Raw genomic sequence first — 20,931 nt, 5'->3', positions numbered from 1 at the left:
AAGAAATTCTTCTGCCGCCTGCGTTTCGTTCGCTTCTTGATCGGCAATTAGACAGCCGCGATCCAGTAGTGTTTGTGCTTGGCTTTCGCTTTCGATGGTGCCACCTTGCCGCAGTAGGAGCATGCCGTAGCGGTCATAAATGGGCCAGCGTAGTGGCTGGCCGATCAGTAAATCGCCTTGTTGAAGTGGGCGCATGGAAATCCCGGAGAGAGGATGTTGCGCATACATGATACTTGTGGTGATTATGCATTGCAGCCAAGCAAAAACAATAGGGCGAGCTATTGCGTTACTGCGACGTGCGCAGCCAGCCAGCGTTCGATCTGTTGGCGGTTGCGGGCGCGGAGGAGGGCCGGGGCGGCGGCGCGCAGTTGGCCGATATGGCAGGCGCGGATGGCGCGGCGTACTTCCAGCAGGGTGGCGGGATGCAGGCTGAGTTCGCTCAAGCCAAGGGCAAGCAGCAGCGGAACGTAAATGGGGTCGGCGGCGATTTCACCGCAGACGGTGATCGGTGTGTCATGCCGCTGCGCTGTACGCACGACGTCACGTAGGAGTTTGAGTACGGCTGGATGGAGCGGTGAGTACAGTGTTTCCAGCGCTTCATTGGTGCGGTCGGCGGCCAAGAGGTACTGCACGAGATCATTGGTGCCGACGGATAGGAAGTCGCAGTATTTGATGAACGTGGGTAACGAAAGCGCGGCCGATGGAACTTCGATCATCGCGCCCAGTGGGATTTGTGCGGCGATTTCGTGGCCTTCTGCGCGCAGCATGTCTGCGGTGTGCGCCAGCAGCTTGCGCACATGGAGCACTTCTTCGCCGCTGGTGATCATTGGCAGCAATACGCGCACGGGGCCGTAGCCGGAAGCACGCAAAATGGCGCGTAGCTGCACTTGCAGAAGGTCAAGACGCGCCAGCGACAGGCGCACCCCGCGCAGCCCCAGCGCAGGGTTGGGCTCATCGCGCAGCGCTAGCCCGGTTTTATCGGCTTTGTCTGCGCCAAGGTCTAAGGTTCGGATTGTGACGGTGCGCCCGGTCATCGCCAGTACGGCGTCACGGTAAGCGCGGAACTGGGTGTCTTCGTCGGGCAGGGTATTGCTTTCTAAAAATAAGAATTCGGTACGGTAAAGCCCAACCCCGGCCGCGCCAAGGGCGTGCGCTTCGGTGACGTCTTTGCGCGATTCGGCATTGGCCCAGAGTTTGATGTCTAAACCGTCGAGCGTGCGCGTGGGCTCGCGGCGTAGGCGGTTGAGCTGGCGGCGTTCGCGGCGTGATTCAGCGATGCGCTGGTGGTGCTCGCGCAGGTCGTTGGCGTTGGGGTCTTGCACCACAAGGCCGGTGCCGCCATCGATCAGTAGCACGTCGCCATCGTTGATTTTGATCAGCGATTGTGGCGAACCAACGACGAGAGGCAGGTGCAGGCTACGCGCCAAAATGGCGCTATGTGAAAGCTGGCTGCCGCCCGAGGTAATGACGCCGATCACGCCTTGCGCCTGCAATTGTGCCAATTCGGCGGGGGCCACGGTATCGACCACCAAAATTTCGCCGGAATTGCCTTGCAGCACGGGATGGCGGCTTTGCAGTGCCGCGTGGAGGCGGCCGATGACTTGGTCGATGTCATCGATGCGGCTGCGTAGATACGGGTCATCCATGCCTTCGAACACGGCCGCGATGCGGTTGCGTTGCAGGCGCAGTGCGTAGTCGGCAGCGTACAGGCCGGTGCGGATTAGGTCTTCAATGCCAGATAGCAGTTCTGGGTCGTCCAGAAGTAGCGTATGCAGGTCTAAAAACTCACCAATTTCTTGCGCCAGCGCGCCATGCAGGCGGTTACGCAAATCACGCATTTCTTCTTGAACGGCGGTGACGGCTGATTGGAAGCGCGCCAACTCAGCTTCGACGTCGCCTGCATGGATGCGAACTTCCTCGATATCCAGCGCGTGCGGAAGGCGGACCCTTGCCCGTCCGAGGGCACTACCACGCGCTGCGGCGCTACCGGGAATGAGCTGGCGCATCAGTCGTCTTCGTCGAAGCGACGTTCAAATAAATCGGTGACAGCGTCGGCGGCGGCCTGCTCATCTTCGCCTTCAACCTGTAAAACAACTTCAGCGCCGGTGCCGGCGGCAAGCAGCATCACGCCCATGATGCTTTTTGCATTCACCTCGCGCCCGCGCGCTTCCAGCGTGGCTTGGCTGCGAAAGCCAGACAGCAGTTGTACGAGTTTCGCGGTGGCGCGTGCATGCAGCCCAAGGCGATTACGAATAGTGAGTTGGCGGCGGATCATGCAGCGTCCCTAGCGGAGAGTGTTGTTATTTTAGGCGTCATCGGTGATCGCTCCGTTACGAGCACCAGCCGCAGCAACGGCGGGAAGATCGTCGAGGTCTAATTCCGCATAGTTCATCACCCGCAGCAGCATGGGAAGGCTGAGCGCCGATACGCGCCGCACGGGGGTGCCGAGCCGGGCGAGCCGCGCAGCAAGGTTGCTGGGCGTTGCGCCGTACAGATCGGTGAGGATGAGTACACCCTGGCCGCCATCCACCTTGCGCATCGCGGCGCTGGCGGCGGGCAGCAGGGCGTCGAGGTTGCCGTCAAACGGCACCTCGAAGGCTTCACACGAAAGCGGAAGCTTATGCAGCAAGCGCTGCGCCACGGTGAGCATGGCGCTTCCAAGGCCTTCGTGGGTGATGAGAAGAATACCGACGGACATCCTGCAAACTTAGCAGATGCCGGGCGAATCGCGAAGTGATCTTTAATCGAGTTCGCGATGGTGCGCGGCTACTTCGGTCCAGCCGTTATCGCTGGCGTGCTGGGTCAAACGTTCGGCCAAATACACCGAGCGATGGCGGCCACCGCTGCAGCCGAATGCGATGGTGGCGTAGCTGCGGGTTTCTGAGCGCAGTTTGGGCAGCCATGTATCCAAGAAGCCCTGCACTTGGTTGACGTAGGTGATGACTTCCGGCTGCGCGTCGAGATATTCGCGCACTTCGCGGTCGCGCCCTGAGAGGGGACGTAGGGTGGCATCCCAGTGTGGATTGGGCAGCACGCGCGCGTCAAACACGAAATCGGCGTCTGGTGGAACGCCGTTACGGTAGGCGAACGATAGAAACAGTAGCGAAAGCCCAGTGCCGGAAAGCCCGAATTCGGCCAAGATGCGGCGGCGCATCTCGTGGATATTCATATTGCTGGTGTCAATCAGAATATCGGCAATCTGGCGTAACGGCTTCAGTGCCTGCCGATCGAGCGAAATCGCGTCAGAGAGCACCAAGCCCAAGTGGCTGAGCGGATGGCGCCTGCGCGTGTCGGCGTAGCGACGCAGCAAAATATCGTTATCGGCTTCAAGAAATAATAGGCGCGGGCTGAGGCCCATCGCACCGATGCGCGAGAGTGCTGTGGGCACGTCGTTGAGGTCGCCGGGGTTGCGGGAGTCAATGCCTACGGCCACCTTAGATGGTGGGGCGATATTGTTTTGCAGGCTCTCAACGAAGGCGGGCAGCATCTCCGCTGGTAGGTTGTCGGTGCAGTAGTAACCGAGGTCTTCCAGTGTGTGGAGCGCACCGGATTTGCCCGAGCCGGACATGCCGCTGACGATCACCATGTCAGAGATTTGCTGCGGGCTCATGATGCGGCGCGTTCCAAAAAGTGGCTATGCCGTGCCATGAAGGCCGCAGCGGGGTCGATGCCTTTGCTGCGCAAAATATGCATGCGCGTGGCGGCTTCGGTGAGCACGGCTAGGTTGCGTCCGGCCATGACTGGAATGGTAATGGTGGGGACGTCCAAATCAAGTACGCGGCGGCTGCCAAGGTCGCCAGTAAGGCGCTCCATGCCGCTGCTTTCTTGCGGGGTAGAAGGTTTGCTTAAGTGCACGATCATGCGCAGATATTTATTGCGCTTCACGGCGGTATCACCAAACATCTGCCGGATGTTGAGCACGCCTAGGCCGCGCAGCTCCAGCATGTCTTGCAATAGTTCGGGGCAGGTGCCATCAAGCACATCGGGTGCAATTTGCGTGAACTCAGGTGCATCGTCGGCCACAAGGCGGTGGCCGCGGGTGACCAGCTCCAGCGCAAGCTCACTCTTACCCGAGCCAGATTCGCCAGTAATCAGTACGCCGATTGAATAGATTTCCATAAACACACCGTGCAAGGTGACGCGCGGCGCGAGGGTGCGCGCCAGCACGTACAGCAGGTGGTTCAATAATTCGTGGCCACGTTTGGGGGAAAGCCAAAGGGGGGTATCGGTTTCTTCTGCAGCGATGCGCAGATCTTCAGGGCAGGCCTGATTTTTGGTGATGACCAGCGCCAGAGGGCGGTAGTCCATGATCTTGTGGATGATTTCCCAGCGCAGACGGGCGTCCAAACCGTCAAGCCATTCCAGCTCTTCAGTACCAAGAATCTGCACACGGTTGGGGTAGATCGTGTTGAGATATCCCGCCAGCGATGGCCGACGGGCTACAGTTTCAACGGCTTCCAGCACGCGCTGCTGGCTGCTGTTCTGTCCGGCCAGCCAGCGCAAACTTAGGCGTTCTTGCTGGCTGGTGAACAGTTCTTCGGCAGTAATGCGTGCCGTGGTCATTGCGAGGAGTTACTCCAGCTCATTCAAAGGCACCGCTCTTTGCAAGACCTTCGCCACGGCGCTGCTCGGTGAGCTTTTCTTTGTGCTTCACCAACTGGCGGTCGAGCTTGTCGGCCAGAAGATCAATGGCCGCGTACATGTCCTGCGCGGTGGCATCGCAATGCAAGGTGCGACCAGCGAGATTGACTGTGGCGATGGCCTTGAAGTTAGGCTTCTCGGTAGCCAGTTGCACGCGGATTTCGCAGTCTTGGCCCTCCACGCGCCGACTTAAACGTTTGAAGGTGTTCTCCACGTAGCTTTGCAGGGCGGGGGTAACGTCCATTTGCTGGCCATAGGTTTCGATCTGCATCATGACCTCCTTGCGGAAATTGCCGGTGACCGGGTGCCACCAGCACTTGGTACCAAGCTAGCGATTCCTGCGCGGGGCGGCAAGCCCTTTGTGCGTGTTTTGTTGTCTGTTAGTTCAATAGGGGTATGCCAGAATAGGCGGGTTAGAGCTTAAACCCTTCACCCAAATACACGCGGCGCACGTCTTGGTTTTCTAAGATGGCGTCTGGGGTGCCCTGCGCCAATACACCGCCTTCTGCAAGGATGTAGGCGCGGTCGCAGATACCGAGGGTTTCGCGCACGTTGTGGTCGGTGATGAGTACGCCGATGCCGCGCTGTTTGAGGTGGCGCACGATGCGCTGAATTTCATTGACGGAAATTGGGTCAACGCCTGCAAAGGGTTCGTCGAGCAGGATCATGCGCGGTTTGCCGGCCAGCGCGCGGGCAATTTCCACGCGGCGGCGCTCACCGCCGGAGAGACTGGCGCCGAGCTGATCGGTGACGTGGCCGATTTGCAGCTCATCCAATAGCGCGTTGAGTTCGTGTTCGCGCCCGTCTTCGTCTAAATCGCTGCGCAGTTCGAGCACAAGACGGATATTGTCGGCGACGCTGAGCTTGCGAAATACCGAGGCTTCCTGTGGCAGGTAGCCAAGCCCCAGTTTGGCGCGCGCGTACATGGGGTGGTCGGTGATGTCTTGCCCGTCCAGCACGATGCGCCCTGCGTCGGCGGGGATTAGGCCGACGATCATGTAGAAACAGGTGGTTTTACCCGCACCGTTGGGGCCGAGTAGGCCCACGACTTCGCCCGGGTTCAGGGTGAGCCCGAAGTCGCGTACTACTTCACGCGCACGGTAGCGTTTACGCAAGCCCTCAGCGACGAGCATTAGGGGGCCCCCGGCGTGTCTTTCGGAACGATGCGCATCTTTACGCGGCCACCGCCGCTGCTGCTACCGCTTTCAATTTGACCGGTTTTGAGGTGGTAGGTCACGCGCTCCCCGGAGAGGGTGCCGCGGTCTTGCTGGATGGTGACATTGCCGGTCAAAACGATGGTTTCGGTGCGCATGTCGTAGTCGAGTGCGTTGGCCTTGGCGTTCAGCGGGGTGCCGTCGTCCATTTCTTGATGCAGGGTCACGCCGCCGGTGAATTTGGCGGAGTTGGGCTTGTCGCCGGTTTGCACGATGACGGCGGCTTCAGAATCGATCTTCAGCGTGCCTTGGGTCACGGTAACCCGTTTGGAGAACGTGCAGGTGGTGGTTTTGCCAGAATCGCAAAGGTAATAGCCGGAGGCGATATCCATCGGTTGCTTGCGGTCGCTGTTGCGCGCGTGCGCAAGACTGCCTGCGAGCAAGGCGATAAGTGATAGTGCGGTGATAAGGGCTTTATTGCGAAGAGGCATAACGGGCGTGCACCTGCGAGAGGAGGGCGATCTGGTGGCGATCGAAGTCGGCCTGCAGGCCTTTGCCGCGCATTGTAAGCCCCGGCCGGGTAATGGTCACTTGCGCTGCGGTCTTGGCTTGGTTGGTGTCCAGCAGGAAGGTGAGCTGGGAGGTCTCGATACGGGTGGGCGGTGGTACGGCGGGCGGACTATTCACCTGCACCTGCTCAATGAGATTCAGTTGCTTACCATCGTCGGTGACTTGGCCGTGCTGGGCGCGCACGTCCCAGTAGTAACCGTCGCGGTCGGGGATCATGAACTGCGGCGTGGTCATCGACATAGTCTGGCTGCCCGGGTCGCGGTGTAGCTCGGGGCCGCGCAGAGTAAAGGTTTCACGTCCCAGCTTATCTAGTGCGGTGATTTCGTAATTGCGCAGCACATAGTCTGAGCGTGCAACCAAGACAGATGCTTCACTGGATTGTGAAAGATTCCAGACCGACCATCCGCTGGCAAGGGCTGCGGCGAGCATGATCAAAGTGAGCGCGATGCGCCAGTTCATGGGTGTTCGCCATGCGCCAAGATGGCGCCTACGTGGTGCTGGGCGTGCAGTAGCAGGTCGCAGGCGTCACGCGCAGCGCCGTCTCCGCCCGCGTGGGGGGTGACCCAATGCACCGCCTGTGTCACCCACGGGTGGGCGTTGGCGGGGGCGATGGCTAGGCCCACAGCGCGCAGCGTGGCAAGGTCGGGAAGGTCGTCACCGATGAAGGCGACTTCGTCCATGCTGAGCCCAGAATTCTGCGCGATGGCCTGCAGGCAAGCGAGCTTATTGCGCTCGCCTACGTGTAGATGGGTGAACTTCAACTGGCGGCCACGCGCTTCAGTAATTGCACTGGGGCGCGCACTGATCAGCGCGGTGGCAATACCCACGTGGTGTAGCAGCACAATACCCATGCCGTCTTGAACGTGGAAACGCTTGCTCTCACGGCCATCATCGTTGAAATACAGGCCGCCATCGGTGAGTGTGCCATCGACGTCAAACCCAATCAGGCGAATTTTGGCGGCGCGTGCCAGCAGTTCTTCAGAATGGAAAGGCAAGGTGCTCATACCACGCGCGCCCGCAGCAGGTCGTGGATGTTGAGTGCGCCAACCAGTGTGCCCTGTGCATTGGTCACCAACAGGCCGCTGATTTTATGGGCTTCCATCATTTGTGCCGCTTCCACCGCAAGTGCTTCGGTATTGATGGTTTTGGGGGCGCGGGTCATCACGGCGTCAATGCGCGTGTTGCGTAAATCGATCTGCGCATCGTCGAGACTGCGGCGCAGGTCGCCGTCGGTGTAGAGGCCAAGCAGTGTGTCGGTTTCATCCACAATGGCCGTCATACCTAGGCGCTTGCGGCTCATTTCCATCAGCGCCGCGCTAATGCTGGCGTCGGGGGTGACTTTGGGAACTTCATCGCCCACGTGCATCACGTCGGTGATGTGCAGCAATAAGCGGCGGCCCAATGCACCGGCGGGGTGTGAACGGGCGAAGTCGTCGGCGGTGAAACCGCGCGCCTCCAATAGCGCAATGGCCAGTGCGTCGCCCATCGCTAGGCTGGCCGTGGTGCTGGAGGTGGGGGCTAGGTGCAGTGGGCAGGCTTCGGTGGGGACGGCCACGTCGAGATGCAGATCGGCTTCGCTGGCCAGCGACGATTGCGGGCGCCCAGTCATGGCGATGACGGTATTGCCTTGGCGCTTCAGCGCGGGCAGCAGCAGCAGAATTTCATCGCTTTCACCGGAGTAAGACAGCGCCAGCAGCACATCAGCATCGGTCACCATGCCAAGATCGCCGTGGGCGGCTTCCCCTGGGTGCATATAGAACGCAGGGGTGCCGGTGGAGGCCAGCGTGGCCGCGATCTTGCGCGCCACATGCCCAGATTTCCCCATGCCGGTGCAGACCACGCGGCCTTTGCAGGCCAGAATGGCGCGGCATGCAGCGCTAAAGGCGCCGTCGATGCGACCCGCCACGGCATTTAGCGCCTCGGCTTCGATGGCAAACACGCGGCGGCCGCTAGCGGCAAAATCAAAACTGTCCGAAGAATTGGAAGTGACGGAGGGCACGGGCTGGTTTCCGTTAAACTTGACTGCCTAGTTTACTTGACTCCTCTTGCCTGCCCATGAATGCCGATACCATCCGTCAATTGATCGAAGCGGGCTTGCCCGGTGCCCAAGTGGAAGTACGCGGCGAGGATGGCGTCCATTTTGAAGCCACGGTTGTCAGTGCGGCGTTCGCGGGCAAGCTGCCGTTGGCCCGGCACCGCATGGTGTATGCCACGCTGGGCGAACTGATGGGGCGCGAAATTCATGCCCTGCAATTAACTAAAACCCAGACCCCAGACGAGGCGGCCTAATGCAAAAGATCATCGTAGAAGGCGGCGGCTGCCTGTCGGGTGAGGTGCGCATTTCTGGCGCAAAAAATGCGGTATTGCCGATTTTGTGCGTTACCTTGCTGGCTGACGCGCCGGTACGCGTGAGTAATGTGCCGCGTCTGCACGACGTGCTGACCACCGCCAAGCTGCTGCTGGGGCTTGGCGCTGGTGTGGTGCACGAGGGCGACGTGATGACGGTGGATCCGCGCAGCGTGTCCAGCCACGTGGCTCCGTATGAGCTGGTAAAAACCATGCGCGCTTCGGTACTGGTGCTGGGGCCGCTGCTGGCCAAGTACGGGGTGGCCGAGGTGTCACTGCCGGGTGGGTGTGCAATCGGTTCGCGCCCTGTGGATCTGCACATCAAAGGATTGCAGGCGCTTGGTGCTGAAATTGTGGTGGAAGGCGGTTTTATCAAGGCGCGCAGTGAAGGCCGACTCAAGGGCGCACGTCATGTGTTTGAGCTGGTGAGTGTGGGGGCTACCGAAAACGTGCTGATGGCCGCTGCGCTGGCGGAGGGCACCACAACGTTGGAAAACGCCGCGATGGAGCCAGAGATCGTGGATTTGGCAGACTGCCTCAACGCGATGGGGGCCAAGATCAGTGGCGCAGGTTCGGCGCGGATTGTGGTTGAAGGCGTTGAGAAATTGCACGGCTGCGAGCACGCGGTGATCGCCGATCGCATTGAAACTGGCACATTCCTTGTAGCCGCCGCCATGACCGGTGGACGTGTCACCGCCACCCACGCCCGCCCGGATACGCTGGATGCGGTGCTCGATAAGCTGCGTGAAGCCGGGGCCGAAGTGGTGATCGACGGTACTAACATCACCGTGGACATGCACGGCAAACGCCCGCGTGCGGTCAATATCACCACCGCGCCGCATCCGGCGTTCCCCACCGATATGCAGGCGCAGTTTATGGCGCTCAACTGCATTGCCGATGGCGTGGGCGTGATCAATGAAACGATCTTTGAAAACCGTTTCATGCACGTCAATGAATTGCTGCGCCTAGGTGCGGATATTCGCGTGGACGGCCATACCGCTGTGGTGCGCGGTGTAGAACGCTTGAGCGGCGCGCCAGTGATGGCCACCGATCTGCGTGCTTCGGCTTCGCTGATCTTGGCGGGGCTGGTGGCCGATGGAGAAACCGTGATCGATCGTATCTACCACCTTGATCGTGGCTACGAGAATATCGAAGCCAAACTCGGCGCACTTGGCGCAGAGATTCGTCGCGTTGACTAACGTTTAGAAACGCATCGCGCCCACTGCGGGCGCGATGCGGTGGGACGTTTAGAACTTCACCCAGAACCGCGCGAAGTAAGCTGCGCCGTTCAAACCAAACTGCACGCTTTCATAGATGTGGCCGTTGTCGGTTTCGTTGGGATCTTGCTTCGATGGGAAGACGTCGAAGATATTGGTGGCTCCGACGGTCAACTTCATTGTGTCAGTGAAGCTGTAGGTCAGGCTGACATCGGCGGACGTGCGCGCGCTGTAGTGTTGATACAGCGGCGGACCCGACCAAGTGCCCAGTGTCTGTTCACCAAAGTGGATGACCTTCACGCTGGGGGCCCAGTTACCGATGCTGTAATCCAAGCCGGCCACCGCCTTCATGCGCGGCGCACCGCCTTCAATAAATAGACGTTCGCGCTCATCCAAAAGCGTATCTTCGCGGCCAACGAGTGCAGCAGGTGTATGCACCGAGGTGATCGTAGTTTTGCCCCAATTCATGCCGAGGAAACTGGTGAGCTTGCCCGCGCCGACATCAGCTTTATGTGTGGCCGTAAGATCCACACCGGTGGTACGCGTGTCCACAGAGTTGAAGAAGAACCGTGCTTGGCCCACACCCAAACCGTCGAGGATGCTACCGATATTGGGGTCGGTATCGTCGAAGCTCCCGCTGAGCACGACGCGGTTATCAATGGTGATGCGATAAGCATCAAGGGTGAGCGAGAACGCATCGGTGGGTGTCCAAGCAAGCCCAAAAGTGGCGCTCTTAGATTTTTCTTCGGTGAGATTGGGAATGCCCGCCGCATGCGCCAAAGCGCTATCGTTGGCGGCAATTACGATGTCCACCGCTTGCCCGCCGATGAAGTCGGTGATGGTGGAAGAAAAGTATTTTTGCTGCAGCGATGGGGCGCGGAAGCCGGTACTGAGTGAGCCGCGTAGCAGTAGCGAATTGCTGGCTTGATACGAAGCAGCAAACTTGCCGGTGAGGGTAGAGCCAAAATCGCTATAGTGCTCGTAGCGCGCGGCAAAATCGGTGATCCAGCGCTCACTGGGGTATAGCTCTAAATCAGCATACAGCGCGGTGCTGTGGCGGCTGCTATTGGTGGCGTCGCCAGGCTGGAAGCCGGGGAAGCCTTGGCTGCCTGGGTTGCCACCCACACCCACACCATCGGCATCGATATACGAACCGGGCTCACCCGCATGAATGCGATAGCGTTCGCGGCGTGCTTCAGCGCCAAATGCGATATTCATACCGCTCATCACCCTCGGAAAGTAGCGGGTCATGTCGAAATTGGCGGTGTCTTGGGTAAATGAGAAGCCGCCCGCATCAAACGCACTGGGGCTGATTCCGGTACCGCCGTTGATCAGGTCGAGATTGGCAATCGACGCATTGAGCGTGTTGCGGATGGTGTAATCCAACGCGTTCTCACCGTGGGTGTACGACAGGTCCCAATGCCAGTCGGCAACATCGCCGCGCACGCCCAAAATGGCGTAGCGATCTTGCATCACGCCATCGATAAACGGCACAAACCCATTGGGATACATGGCCGCCGAGTTGCGCGATGGAATATCGCCGCTACCCAAACCTTCACGCGCCCACGCGCCTGATGAGGCGTCGCGGTTTTGCATGCCGCCGGTGAAGTACAGCTTTGCGGATTCACCAATCGACGTGTCGCCGTTGAGGTATAGGGCTTTATTTTCCACCTTGGAATCACCGATGATACGCATCGGGTTGGCGTCGGTGGCGCGGTTGGAGCGGCCACGGTCTTGCCATTCGCCGGTGATGGCAAGTACGCCGTCGGTGCCAAAGCCGAAGCCGCAGTAGGCCGAGGTCTGCCAGTTCTTACCATCGCCGCGCGAGTATTGGCCATAGCCTACGGCGGCTTCGCAACCCTTGCTGCGCTTCAGTGCAATATTCATGACGCCTGCAATCGCATCGGAGCCGTATTGGGCGGCGGCGCCGTCGCGCAGAATTTCGATGCGATCAATCGCCATGACAGGAATGGCGTTGAGGTCGGTACCGGTATTGCCGCGATCGCGTGCGCCGTAGATGTTCACCAATGCCGAGGTGTGGTGGCGTTTGCCGTTAATCAAAACAAGGGTTTGATCTGAACCCAGCCCGCGCAGTGCGGCGCCATCGACAAGGTCGGCACCGTCGGCCCCTGTTTGACGGGTGGAGTTGAACGAAGGCGATGTGTATTGCAGGGTCTGCGCTAAGTCGAACTGCGCACCTGCTTCAGCACTTTCATCCATCGGCAAGACGTCCACCGGCACCGGCGTGGTGGTGTCCGAGGCACGGTCGATACGGCGTGAACCCAGCGTGGTCACGGTTTCAAGCTGGACAGGTGTTTTATTGTCTTTTGATGTGGCGACTTGCGCCGCTACCGGCAGTGCAACAGTGAACGACAGCGCGCACAACAGCGAGCGGCACAACAACGTTTGCCTCAAACGCATAACACTCCCCTAAATTGTTAAAAATCCCCTAAGAGTGACTCTACGCCGCCTCAACCGGGCTTGTCCACTGGACAAAATGGGAGGGTTAGTCTGAGCTCAAAATCATCTCCGCTGCCCGCTCCGCGATCATGATGGTGGGCGCGTTGGTGTTGCCGCCGGGTAGGTTGGGCATCACCGACGCATCGACAACGCGTAACCCAGCCACGCCCTGCACGCGCAGTTGCGGGTCTACTACGGCAGCGGCGTCACTCCCCATGCGGCAGGTGCCCACTGGGTGATAGACGGTCTCGGCGCGGGCGCGCACAAAGTCGATCCAGTCGGCTTCGGTTTTGGGTGTTTGTGGGGGGAAGATAAATTCGCCACGGTAGGGGGCAAAGGCCGGTTGCGCGAAGATGTCGAGCGACAGCTTGGCGCATTCCACCATCACCTGCAGATCAAACCCTTCAGCATCCCCTAGGTAATTGGGGTCGATGCGGGGTTTGTCGTTGGCCCGGTTGCTCACCAAGGTGACGCGGCCACGGCTGCGTGGGCGCAGATTGCAGGCGTGCATGGTGTAGCCGTCGCCGGGCAGGCGGTGGCGGCCGTGGTCGTCGATCATCGCGGGAATGAAATGCAATTGGATATCGGCGCGTGCGTCGGGGGCGAGATGCGAGCGGAAAAACCCCGCGCCCTCGGCCACGTTGCTGGTACCTGGGCCTTGGTGGCCACCGAAAAAGTACTGGATCGCGGTTTTGAGCTCGCTGGTGCGGTCGTAACTGATCGGTTGGCGGCAATGCTGCAGGGTGGTGACATCAAGATGGTCTTGCAGGTTTTCGCCAACGCTGGACGCATCGTGCACCACGTCGATGCCCAGCCCGCGGAGTGTATCGGCGGGGCCGATGCCCGATAGCATCAAGAGCTGGGGTGAGTTGATTGCGCCGCCGGATAAAATCACTTCGCGCGCGGCTTCAAAATGAAAGCCTTGGCCGCGCACCGAGCACACCACGCCATTGGCGCGGCCATGTTCAAACGTAATGCGGTTCACCTGTGCATGCGTGCGAATGGTGAGGTTGGGGCGCGATTTAGCCGGGTTGAGGTAGCCCACCGCGGCGGAACAGCGTGCGCCGTCGCGCTGGGTCACTTGGTACAGGCCAACGCCTTCTTGCTGTGCGCCGTTGAAGTCGGCATTCAAGCGCAGCCCTGCCTGTTGCCCGGCTTCGATAAACACACGGGTAAGCGGGTTGATGTGGCGTAGATCAGACACCGAAAGCGGGCCGTCGCCACCGTGCAGAGCGTCCTCGCCGCGCTCATTACACTCAGATTTTCGAAAATAGGGCAGCACATTCTGCCACTGCCAGCCTTCCGCGCCGCGCCCCGCCCACTCGTCGTAATCGGCGGGGACTCCGCGGATATAGCACATGGCGTTGATCGAGCTGGAACCGCCCAATAGCTTGCCGCGCGGCACCCAAATCACACGGTCGTTCAACTGTGGCTGCGGGACAGTGGTGTAGTTCCAGTTGATCGAGGTCATTCCCGCAATTTTGGCAAGGCCTGCAGGCATGTGTACGAAGGGGTGCCAGTCGCGCCCACCGGCTTCCAGCAGCAATACCTTGACGTTAGGATCTTCGCTCAGCCGGTTGGCCAGCACGCAGCCTGCAGAGCCGGCACCAATAATGATGTAATCGAACACAGTGCGTCTCGTTACCTAATTCGTTTGAACCTATGTGCTGCGGTTAGAGTAAATGCTCAGCTTTGGCTCTGGCGTTGAAGCGCGGTGACAGGTACCGTTGCGCATCGTTGTTGCCATCCCGGCCCAATTTAATGAATGCTTCCGCTGTCACCGGGCGTTTTAATCGCTTCCAGAGCGCACTGCGCGATTCACCGCCGCTGCTGTGGTCGTTTCTGTATTTCTTTTGCCTGCTTTCGGGCTACTACGTGCTGCGTCCTGTACGCGAGGCGATGGGCGCCTCAAGTGATGTGACCACGCTGTTTCCGCCCGCCATGATCGGCTTCTTTGCCGAACGCGGCATCGCGCTGAAAGAGCTGCAGTTGCAGGTGTTATTCAGTATGACGTTTGTCATTATGCTGGTGCTGCAGCCGGTGTACGGCTGGCTGGTGAGCCGTTGGCCAAGGCGGGTGTTTTTACCTGCGGTGTATGGGTTTTTTATCGTCACGCTGCTGCTGTTTCACTGGATGTTCGATAGCGGCTTGCCGGGGCGCGGCATGGCGTTTTTTCTGTGGCTGACGGTGTTCAACTTGTTCGCGGTGGCGGTGTTTTGGAGCTTTATGGCCGACGTGTTTCGCGATGCCGAAGCCAAGCGCTATTACGGGTATATCGGTGCGGCGGGAACATTAGGGGCGATGCTAGGCCCAGCGCTTACCCGCACGCTGGTGGAGAAAGTAGGCATTGCGAATTTGATGTTGGTGTCGGCGGGCTTTTTGACGTTGTGTATCGTCTGCCTGCTGCGCCTACGCCGCTATGCGGTGCAGCGTGAAGCACAGCGGCAGATAGTGAGTGGTGAAGTGCCGATGGGTGGCACGGTGTGGGCCGGGCTGAAGTTGATTGCTACTGAGCCGCTGCTGCGCTGGTTTGCGGTACTCACCGTGTTTGGCGTGGGCGTGGGAACGCTGCTGTATAACGAACAGGCCGCCATCGTGCGCCATTTTTACCCGCAGGCGCAGCTGGCTACGGCTTATTACGCCAATATCGATTTGGCGGTAAACGGGTTGACCTTGCTGATCCAGCTTTTAGTCACGCGCGCGCTGTTATCAAGGTTTGGTATTGCCCCTGCGCTATTGATACCCGCAGGCGCAATTATTTTGGGCTACGCGGCCCTAGCTGCGTCGCCTTTGCCGTTGTTGGTGGCGGTGGTGCAGGTGGTGACCCGCGCTAGCGAGTTTTCGCTGTCCAAACCCGCACGCGAAACTATTTACACGCGCGTGGCGCGGGAATGGCGCTACAAGGCAGGTGCGGCGATCGATACCGTGGTGTATCGCGGTGGTGATCTCACCTTTGTATGGGTGCACAAGCTGCTGTCGCTATTCGGTTCCCACGCGGTCTTTGCTGTGGGCACCTTAGTTGCCGCAGGAATGGGGTTGGGTGCTTGGCGCGTGGTGGCCGAGGCGAAGAAGCTGCCGGAGACAAAAGGGCGCTAATCGGTGTCACTGGCTTCGGCTGAGCGTAGCCGAAGCCAGTGCACTACATTTAATTGCGCGGGTGCGTGTCGTAGTAACTGGCCGCGCGTAATTCATGCACGTCAAAATCATCTACGGTGATCGTATCAAGCGTCAGCTCACGCAGTTCCTCCAGCTGCATGCGCTCGTCTGCATTGATCCAACCTTCGCGCACGCCTTCGTCGAGCTGTTCGGCAAAGCTCAGGGCTTCAATATCTTTGGTTTTCAGCGCCTTGAGGAATTTACGTTCCACCGGCTCGGCGGCGATCGCCTTTTCCAAGTAGCTATTGATACGCCCGCCGGGGTTGTGCTCACCGGGGGTTAGGAATACACCCTGCGCCAAACGTACGCGTGCCTCGTTGGGGTTCATCAACACATTCGCAACGCGGTGTGACAGACGGTCGCCCGGAGCCACCGCGCGGCGCCCCAACGGGAACACCAGCGGCCACAGCAGCCAGCCCAGCGGTTTGATGGGGAAGTTGCGCAGCGCCTGCGATAGCGCCAGTTCGATCTCGTAGGCACTATTGTGGAAGGCCCACGCCAGTAACGGTTTGTCGGCTTCCGGGCAGCCTTCGTCGTTGTGACGCTTGAGTACGGCGCTCATCATGTACAGATGGCTAAGCACGTCACCAAGGCGGCCGGAGAGTGATTCCTTAAACTTCAAGCGGCCACCCAGCGCACCTAGCGATACATCGGTGAGCAGGGCGAGGTTGGCCGCGTAACGGTTGAGCTTGCGGTAGAACTTTTTGGTGTACGCATCACCCGGCACACTGCCAATGAGCGAACCCGTGGCGCCGAACCAAAGCGAGCGAACGGCATTGGAAATGGCGCCTCCTACATGCGCATACAGCGCATCATCAAGGGCATCCAAACCAGCCTTGCTATCTGGGTCCTGCGCGGCGCGCATTTCCTTCAAAATATACGGATGGCAAAGAATTGAGCCTTGGCCGAAGATCAGCAGGCTGCGCGTCATGATGTTGGCACCTTCCACCGTAATGGCGATGGGCGCGGCCTGCCAATTGCGGCCGGCAAAGTTATGCGGCCCCAAGATAATGCCCTTGCCGCCGATGACATCCATCACATCTTTGGCAATTTCACGCGCGGCCGTGGTGCAGTGGTATTTGGCAATCGCCGATGGCACCGAAGGCACATCGCCGCGATCCACCGCTGCTGCAGTGGCCTGCGACAGCGCGCTGATCGCATAGGCCTTGCCACCGATCCGTGCCAGCGCTTCTTCCACGCCTTCAAAACGTCCCACCGACAGGCCAAACTGCTTGCGGATACGCGCATACGCGCCGGTAATCACCGCGCCCGCTTTGGCACCACCGCTGGCGGTGGAGGGCAGGGTGATCGAACGCCCCACAGCGAGGCATTCATTGAGCATATTCCAGCCCTTGCCCGCCATATCCACGCCACCAATCAGCTGGCTTAGGGGGATGAACACCTCTTTGCCGCGCACTGGGCCGTTTTGGAACGGCGAGTTCAGCGGGAAGTGGCGGCGGCCTACGTCCACACCGGGGGTGTCGCTGGGCATCAGCGCAATCGTGATGCCGATGTCGCGGGTGTCGCCCAGCAGCCCGTCTGGGTCATACATGCGGAAGGCTAAGCCAATCAGCGTTGAAACCGGGGCGAGAGTGATGTAGCGCTTATCGAAGGTCAGGCGCAGGCCCAGCACATGCGCGCCGTTCCACTCGCCCTTGCAGACAATGCCGAAATCGGGAATCGAGGTGGCATCGGAGCCTGCAAACGGGCCGGTTAGGCCAAAACAAGGCACTTCGATACCCGTAGCAAGGCGCGGCAGGTAATAGTCTTTCTGCTCTTGTGTGCCGTAGTGGTTGATCAGCTCGCCCGGGCCAAGCGAGTTCGGCACGCCCACGGTGGCGCTAACTACACTGGAGATCGAAGCGAGTTTCTGGATCACCTTGTGATGCGCCAGCGCGGAGAAACCGAGGCCGCCGTACTGCTTCGGAATGATCATGCCGAAGAATTTGTTCTGCTTGATGAAGTCCCACATCTGCGGCGGCAGATCGGCGTGGATATGGGTGATTTCCCAGTCATTGATCTGCTTGCACAGTTCTTCCACCGGGCCGTCTAAGAAGGCTTGCTCTTCGGCAGAAAGCTGCGGCTTGGGGTAGTTCAGCAGCTTGTCCCAATCCGGCTTGCCCGAAAATAAATCACCTTCAAACCCCACCGAGCCGGTTTCCAGCGCGATCTTTTCCGTTTGTGACAGCGGCGGCAGCGCCTTGCGCAAAAACTTCAGCGCCGGGGCGGTGAGCAGAGGTTTGCGAATGCCAGGGATCAGCAACGGAATGGCGATCAGTAGCAGAAGCCCTGCGCCAATTTCGGTGGCCAGCGTGGGCGCGCCAGCAAAACGACAGGCGACCAATGCAACGCCAGACAGTGCCGCCCAAACAGCCAGCCGCAAGCGGTGGTAGGCAGCAAAGGCAGTAACAACGAGTAGGGCAATAAACGGCAGAGCGAAGCTCATGATGGGGCTCCTGAAAAACGGCTGGTGTCCCGGTATCCTGAGTGGAATACTAGGGATAGGAAGTGCATACGCTATAGTATGGAATTGCTGCTGAGAATGTAATTGCGACAAAAAGAGTAAAAACTCAGCATACTTCTATAAACCCTAGCGTATGGATAGCACGTCAAGATGACCGAACCCACACAGCGCAGCGGCCGCTTAAGTGCCGACGACTGGGCGCGCGAAGCGTTGGACCAAGTAGCTGAGCAAGGTGTTTCCGCCGTAGCTGTGGAGCCTTTAGCGCGCCGCCTTGGCGTGACCAAAGGAAGTTTTTACTGGCACTTCCCGTCGCGTGATGCATTGTTGCAGGCGGCATTGGAGCGCTGGGAGCGCGATGAGCAGGCGGCCTATGCAGCGCTTGAAGCGATCGCAGACCCGCGCCAACGCTTGCGCACCTTGTTCGAGCTGATTCGCCAGCACAACAAGACCCACGTTATTTATTCCGAACTACTCAAAGCCGCAGGCAATGCCGCGGTGGATACGGTGTTAACCCATGTGCTCAATCGGCGCGTGGGTTTTCTCTTCAAACTCTTCAAGCAAACCGGGCTGAGTGACCAAGACGCACAAAACCGCGCGCGCATGGCCTATGCCATGTATGTCGGCTTCCTGCAGCTTGAGCTACCCAAGTTCCAACGGCGTGAGCCGATTGAAGGCTTTGAAACGTATATCGATCACATGATGTCCACATTGGTTGCGCAAATTTAGCGTTCTTTTTTGCAGTACTTGTTGTCTTAACTAAAACGATTAGCCCATACGGGCCGAGGGAGATCCGTCCATGAATGCAGTTGCACCACCGGCTGCGCTCCAAACTTCTGGGAGCCAGCTTGCCACGTTGAATGATTGGGTTGCGCGCGTTGCAGCCTTAACCAAGCCCGCCGCCATCCACTGGTGCACCGGCAGCGACGCGGAAAACCAAACCCTAGTGGATCAAATGCTGGCCGACGGCAGTTTGATCAAGCTCAATCAAGACACCCATCCGGGCAGTTATCTGCATCGCTCGAACCCGGAAGATGTGGCGCGCGTGGAGCACCTCACCTTCGTCTGCACGCCCGAGCGCGAAGATGCGGGCCCGAATAACCACTGGATGCCGCCTGCCGAGGCGCACGCCAAAATCGACGCGCTGTTTGACGGCTGCATGGCCGGCCGCACCTTGTATGTGATCCCCTATTGCATGGGGCCGATCGACTCGCCTCTGTCGCGCTGCGGGGTGGAGATCACCGACTCGCCTTACGTGGTGGCGAATATGCGCATCATGACCCGCATGGGCGCGCCGACACTGGCGCGGATCGAGCGCGAAGGCCACTTCGTGAAAGGCCTGCACTCCACCGGCGAGCTGGACCCCAACCGCCGCTTCATCATGCATTTCCCCGATGAATTGACGATCAAGTCCTACGGCTCCGGCTACGGCGGCAATGCCTTGCTTGGCAAGAAGTGCCACGCCTTGCGCATTGCCAGCTATCAAGCCCGCAGCGAAGGCTGGCTGGCCGAACATATGCTGATCCTTGGCATCACCAACCCGCAAGGTGCTACGCATTACATCGCTGCCGCCTTCCCCAGTGCCTGTGGCAAAACCAACCTGGCCATGCTGATCCCACCAGAAGGATATTTGAAAGATGGTTGGAAGATCAGCACCATTGGTGATGACATCTGCTGGATGCGTCCCGGTGCCGATGGCCGCCTGTACGCCATCAACCCCGAAGCAGGATTCTTCGGCGTTGCGCCAGGCACGTCGAAAAAATCCAACCCCAACGCACTGGCCAGCATTCAAACCAATACCATTTTCACCAACGTGGGTGTGACCGCCGACAACCAGCCGTGGTGGGAAGGGATTGATAACGACCAAACCCCCGTCACCGACTGGCAGGGCCAGCCCTATGACCCAGCAGTGCGCCCCGCAGCGCACCCCAACTCGCGCTTTACCGTCAGCGCCAAGCAATGCCCAAGTTATTCGGATATGGCCGAAGACCCACAGGGCGTGCCGATCAGCGCGATCGTGTTCGGCGGCCGCCGCGCCTCGCTAGTGCCGCTGGTGTTTGAAGCCCGCGACTGGACGCACGGCGTGCTGATTGGCGCGGCAATGGGCTCGGAAACTACGGCGGCGGCCACTGGTGCCGTAGGCGTAATGCGCCGCGATCCGATGGCGATGAAGCCCTTCTGCGGCTACAACTTTGCCGACTACTTCAGCCACTGGTTGAGCTTCGACAAAGACGGCGCACACCTACCCAAAGTGTTCCACGTCAACTGGTTCCGCAAGGGCGACGACGGCAAGTTCCTGTGGCCGGGCTTTGGCGACAACCTGCGCGTGCTGGAGTGGATGATCAACCGCGTGGAAGGCAAGGTCGAAGCGGTGAGTACACCCATTGGCCAGCTTCCGGCAGAAGGAACACTCAACCTCAACGGCCTCTCGCTATCCGAAGAAGCACACAGCAAATTGTTTGGCTTCGATCCGGCCGGATGGCAAGCCGAATTTGCCAGTATCGGTGACTACCTCACCGAATACGGCCCGCGCATGCCACAGGCATTGCTGGAAGAGCAACAAGAGATCGCGCAGCAATTGGCGTAACGCTGCGCACACAATCAGTGTTGAAAGCAAGATTGACAAAAGCCCCAGAGAGTGACTCTGGGGCTTTTTTTTGAAAAAAATCTAACCAGCAAAAAATGCAAGGTGTCAGTAGGCGTCAAAAGTGACGACTGATGGCGGATTTATCTGCATAAAATGTGGCTTTTATCACGGTTTAAGCGTCATTTCTTTTGAAACTGACACGCTGGATGCAGTGGTTGTGCAGGGTGGTAACTTCATTCAGAGCATCGACGTTTCGCAAACCGATACCCGCACGGTCTTTACTGCGGAACAGCTGAAAGAATTGGCACTTCCGCGCGATATCAACGCTGTTGCGCTGAT

At 59.3% G+C, this 20,931-nt stretch carries 21 protein-coding genes; 6 read left to right on the top strand and 15 right to left on the bottom strand.

What is annotated here, in order from left to right; translation table 11 throughout:
- The 12 genes from KUL77_RS10200 to KUL77_RS10145 form a co-directional block, all read right to left on the bottom strand.
- Positions 1-195: hypothetical protein (locus KUL77_RS10200; RefSeq protein WP_297146602.1), on the bottom strand; the 195-nt coding region annotated here is incomplete at its 3' end.
- A gap of 83 nt (positions 196-278) precedes the next feature.
- Positions 279-2,006 (bottom strand): phosphoenolpyruvate--protein phosphotransferase, encoded by a 1,728-nt coding sequence (gene ptsP, locus KUL77_RS10195; protein WP_297146599.1) that lies wholly within the window; start codon positions 2,004-2,006, stop codon positions 279-281.
- Positions 2,006-2,275 carry an HPr family phosphocarrier protein gene (locus tag KUL77_RS10190; protein WP_297146597.1) on the bottom strand — a complete coding sequence of 90 codons (270 nt, stop codon included), beginning with the start codon at positions 2,273-2,275 and terminating at the stop codon, positions 2,006-2,008. Before KUL77_RS10190 ends, ptsP begins: the two co-directional genes overlap by 1 nt.
- Before the next feature lie 30 nt (positions 2,276-2,305).
- Positions 2,306-2,698 carry a PTS fructose IIA subunit family protein gene (locus tag KUL77_RS10185; protein WP_297146594.1) on the bottom strand — a complete coding sequence of 131 codons (393 nt, stop codon included), beginning with the start codon at positions 2,696-2,698 and terminating at the stop codon, positions 2,306-2,308.
- Between the two features lie 42 nt (positions 2,699-2,740).
- A complete protein-coding gene (gene rapZ, locus KUL77_RS10180; RefSeq protein ID WP_297146592.1) occupies positions 2,741-3,610 on the bottom strand; it encodes an RNase adapter RapZ in 870 nt (289 codons plus the stop codon).
- Complete coding sequence (gene hprK, locus KUL77_RS10175) at positions 3,607-4,563, bottom strand: HPr(Ser) kinase/phosphatase (RefSeq protein WP_297146590.1); 957 nt, start codon at positions 4,561-4,563, stop codon at positions 3,607-3,609. The genes rapZ and hprK overlap by 4 nt, the downstream gene beginning before the upstream one ends.
- A 19-nt stretch (positions 4,564-4,582) precedes the next feature.
- Positions 4,583-4,912, bottom strand: coding sequence for a ribosome-associated translation inhibitor RaiA (gene raiA / locus KUL77_RS10170; protein WP_297146604.1), 330 nt, complete (start codon positions 4,910-4,912; stop codon positions 4,583-4,585).
- Positions 4,913-5,054: 142 nt separating this feature from the next.
- Positions 5,055-5,774, bottom strand: coding sequence for an LPS export ABC transporter ATP-binding protein (gene lptB, locus KUL77_RS10165; RefSeq protein ID WP_297146588.1), 720 nt, complete (start codon positions 5,772-5,774; stop codon positions 5,055-5,057).
- A complete protein-coding gene (lptA, locus tag KUL77_RS10160) occupies positions 5,774-6,286 on the bottom strand; it encodes a lipopolysaccharide transport periplasmic protein LptA (RefSeq protein ID WP_297146585.1) in 513 nt (170 codons plus the stop codon). Before lptA ends, lptB begins: the two co-directional genes overlap by 1 nt.
- On the bottom strand, positions 6,270-6,824 hold the full coding sequence (lptC, locus tag KUL77_RS10155) for an LPS export ABC transporter periplasmic protein LptC (protein ID WP_297146582.1): 555 nt from the start codon (positions 6,822-6,824) through the stop codon (positions 6,270-6,272). The genes lptA and lptC overlap by 17 nt, the downstream gene beginning before the upstream one ends.
- Positions 6,821-7,369, bottom strand: a complete 549-nt coding sequence (locus KUL77_RS10150; RefSeq protein WP_297146580.1) for an HAD hydrolase family protein — start codon at positions 7,367-7,369, stop codon at positions 6,821-6,823. Before KUL77_RS10150 ends, lptC begins: the two co-directional genes overlap by 4 nt.
- Positions 7,366-8,364, bottom strand: a complete 999-nt coding sequence (locus KUL77_RS10145) for a KpsF/GutQ family sugar-phosphate isomerase (RefSeq protein ID WP_297146577.1) — start codon at positions 8,362-8,364, stop codon at positions 7,366-7,368. Before KUL77_RS10145 ends, KUL77_RS10150 begins: the two co-directional genes overlap by 4 nt.
- Positions 8,365-8,420: 56 nt before the next feature.
- Here KUL77_RS10145 and KUL77_RS10140 point away from each other — a divergent pair, with 56 nt between their 5' ends.
- Both KUL77_RS10140 and murA read left to right on the top strand, forming a co-directional pair.
- Positions 8,421-8,654, top strand: coding sequence for a BolA/IbaG family iron-sulfur metabolism protein (locus KUL77_RS10140; protein ID WP_297146575.1), 234 nt, complete (start codon positions 8,421-8,423; stop codon positions 8,652-8,654).
- Positions 8,654-9,910 (top strand): UDP-N-acetylglucosamine 1-carboxyvinyltransferase, encoded by a 1,257-nt coding sequence (gene murA, locus KUL77_RS10135; protein WP_297146572.1) that lies wholly within the window; start codon positions 8,654-8,656, stop codon positions 9,908-9,910. Before KUL77_RS10140 ends, murA begins: the two co-directional genes overlap by 1 nt.
- Positions 9,911-9,958: 48 nt before the next feature.
- On the opposite strand, the gene KUL77_RS10130 is transcribed toward murA, so the two are convergent.
- Positions 9,959-12,349: a TonB-dependent receptor gene (locus KUL77_RS10130; RefSeq protein WP_297146570.1), complete on the bottom strand. Its 2,391-nt coding sequence runs from the start codon at positions 12,347-12,349 to the stop codon at positions 9,959-9,961.
- A gap of 85 nt (positions 12,350-12,434) precedes the next feature.
- On the bottom strand, positions 12,435-14,018 hold the full coding sequence (locus tag KUL77_RS10125; protein WP_297146568.1) for a choline dehydrogenase: 1,584 nt from the start codon (positions 14,016-14,018) through the stop codon (positions 12,435-12,437).
- Positions 14,019-14,149: 131 nt separating this feature from the next.
- On the opposite strand from KUL77_RS10125, the gene KUL77_RS10120 reads away from it, so the two are divergent.
- Positions 14,150-15,484: an MFS transporter gene (locus tag KUL77_RS10120; RefSeq protein ID WP_297146565.1), complete on the top strand. Its 1,335-nt coding sequence runs from the start codon at positions 14,150-14,152 to the stop codon at positions 15,482-15,484.
- A 49-nt stretch (positions 15,485-15,533) separates the two neighbouring features.
- On the opposite strand, the gene KUL77_RS10115 is transcribed toward KUL77_RS10120, so the two are convergent.
- Positions 15,534-17,990, bottom strand: a complete 2,457-nt coding sequence (locus tag KUL77_RS10115; RefSeq protein ID WP_297146562.1) for an acyl-CoA dehydrogenase — start codon at positions 17,988-17,990, stop codon at positions 15,534-15,536.
- A gap of 168 nt (positions 17,991-18,158) precedes the next feature.
- On the opposite strand from KUL77_RS10115, the gene KUL77_RS10110 reads away from it, so the two are divergent.
- The 3 genes from KUL77_RS10110 to KUL77_RS10100 form a co-directional block, all read left to right on the top strand.
- Positions 18,159-18,734 carry a TetR/AcrR family transcriptional regulator gene (locus KUL77_RS10110; RefSeq protein ID WP_297146559.1) on the top strand — a complete coding sequence of 192 codons (576 nt, stop codon included), beginning with the start codon at positions 18,159-18,161 and terminating at the stop codon, positions 18,732-18,734.
- A 70-nt stretch (positions 18,735-18,804) separates the two neighbouring features.
- Positions 18,805-20,592, top strand: coding sequence for a phosphoenolpyruvate carboxykinase (GTP) (locus KUL77_RS10105; RefSeq protein ID WP_297146557.1), 1,788 nt, complete (start codon positions 18,805-18,807; stop codon positions 20,590-20,592).
- Between the two features lie 121 nt (positions 20,593-20,713).
- A partial coding sequence (locus tag KUL77_RS10100) for a hypothetical protein (protein ID WP_297146554.1) occupies positions 20,714-20,931 on the top strand: 218 nt, incomplete at its 3' end.

The organism is Thermomonas sp. (assembly GCF_019104945.1).
Taxonomy (GTDB): Bacteria; Pseudomonadota; Gammaproteobacteria; order Xanthomonadales; family Xanthomonadaceae; genus Thermomonas.
The sequence above is the reverse complement of the archived record's forward strand: the minus strand, read 5'-3'. Positions and strand labels throughout refer to the sequence as shown.

Coding starts and splice junctions, on each gene's coding strand:
- ptsP (WP_297146599.1), bottom strand. CDS start 2,006: ATGCGCCAGCTCATTCCCGGTAGCGCCGCAGCGCGTGGTAGTGCCCTC.
- KUL77_RS10190 (WP_297146597.1), bottom strand. CDS start 2,275: ATGATCCGCCGCCAACTCACTATTCGTAATCGCCTTGGGCTGCATGCA.
- KUL77_RS10185 (WP_297146594.1), bottom strand. CDS start 2,698: ATGTCCGTCGGTATTCTTCTCATCACCCACGAAGGCCTTGGAAGCGCC.
- rapZ (WP_297146592.1), bottom strand. CDS start 3,610: ATGAGCCCGCAGCAAATCTCTGACATGGTGATCGTCAGCGGCATGTCC.
- hprK (WP_297146590.1), bottom strand. CDS start 4,563: ATGACCACGGCACGCATTACTGCCGAAGAACTGTTCACCAGCCAGCAA.
- raiA (WP_297146604.1), bottom strand. CDS start 4,912: ATGCAGATCGAAACCTATGGCCAGCAAATGGACGTTACCCCCGCCCTG.
- lptB (WP_297146588.1), bottom strand. CDS start 5,774: ATGCTCGTCGCTGAGGGCTTGCGTAAACGCTACCGTGCGCGTGAAGTA.
- lptA (WP_297146585.1), bottom strand. CDS start 6,286: ATGCCTCTTCGCAATAAAGCCCTTATCACCGCACTATCACTTATCGCC.
- lptC (WP_297146582.1), bottom strand. CDS start 6,824: ATGAACTGGCGCATCGCGCTCACTTTGATCATGCTCGCCGCAGCCCTT.
- KUL77_RS10150 (WP_297146580.1), bottom strand. CDS start 7,369: ATGAGCACCTTGCCTTTCCATTCTGAAGAACTGCTGGCACGCGCCGCC.
- KUL77_RS10140 (WP_297146575.1), top strand. CDS start 8,421: ATGAATGCCGATACCATCCGTCAATTGATCGAAGCGGGCTTGCCCGGT.
- murA (WP_297146572.1), top strand. CDS start 8,654: ATGCAAAAGATCATCGTAGAAGGCGGCGGCTGCCTGTCGGGTGAGGTG.
- KUL77_RS10130 (WP_297146570.1), bottom strand. CDS start 12,349: ATGCGTTTGAGGCAAACGTTGTTGTGCCGCTCGCTGTTGTGCGCGCTG.
- KUL77_RS10120 (WP_297146565.1), top strand. CDS start 14,150: ATGAATGCTTCCGCTGTCACCGGGCGTTTTAATCGCTTCCAGAGCGCA.
- KUL77_RS10115 (WP_297146562.1), bottom strand. CDS start 17,990: ATGAGCTTCGCTCTGCCGTTTATTGCCCTACTCGTTGTTACTGCCTTT.
- KUL77_RS10110 (WP_297146559.1), top strand. CDS start 18,159: ATGACCGAACCCACACAGCGCAGCGGCCGCTTAAGTGCCGACGACTGG.
- KUL77_RS10105 (WP_297146557.1), top strand. CDS start 18,805: ATGAATGCAGTTGCACCACCGGCTGCGCTCCAAACTTCTGGGAGCCAG.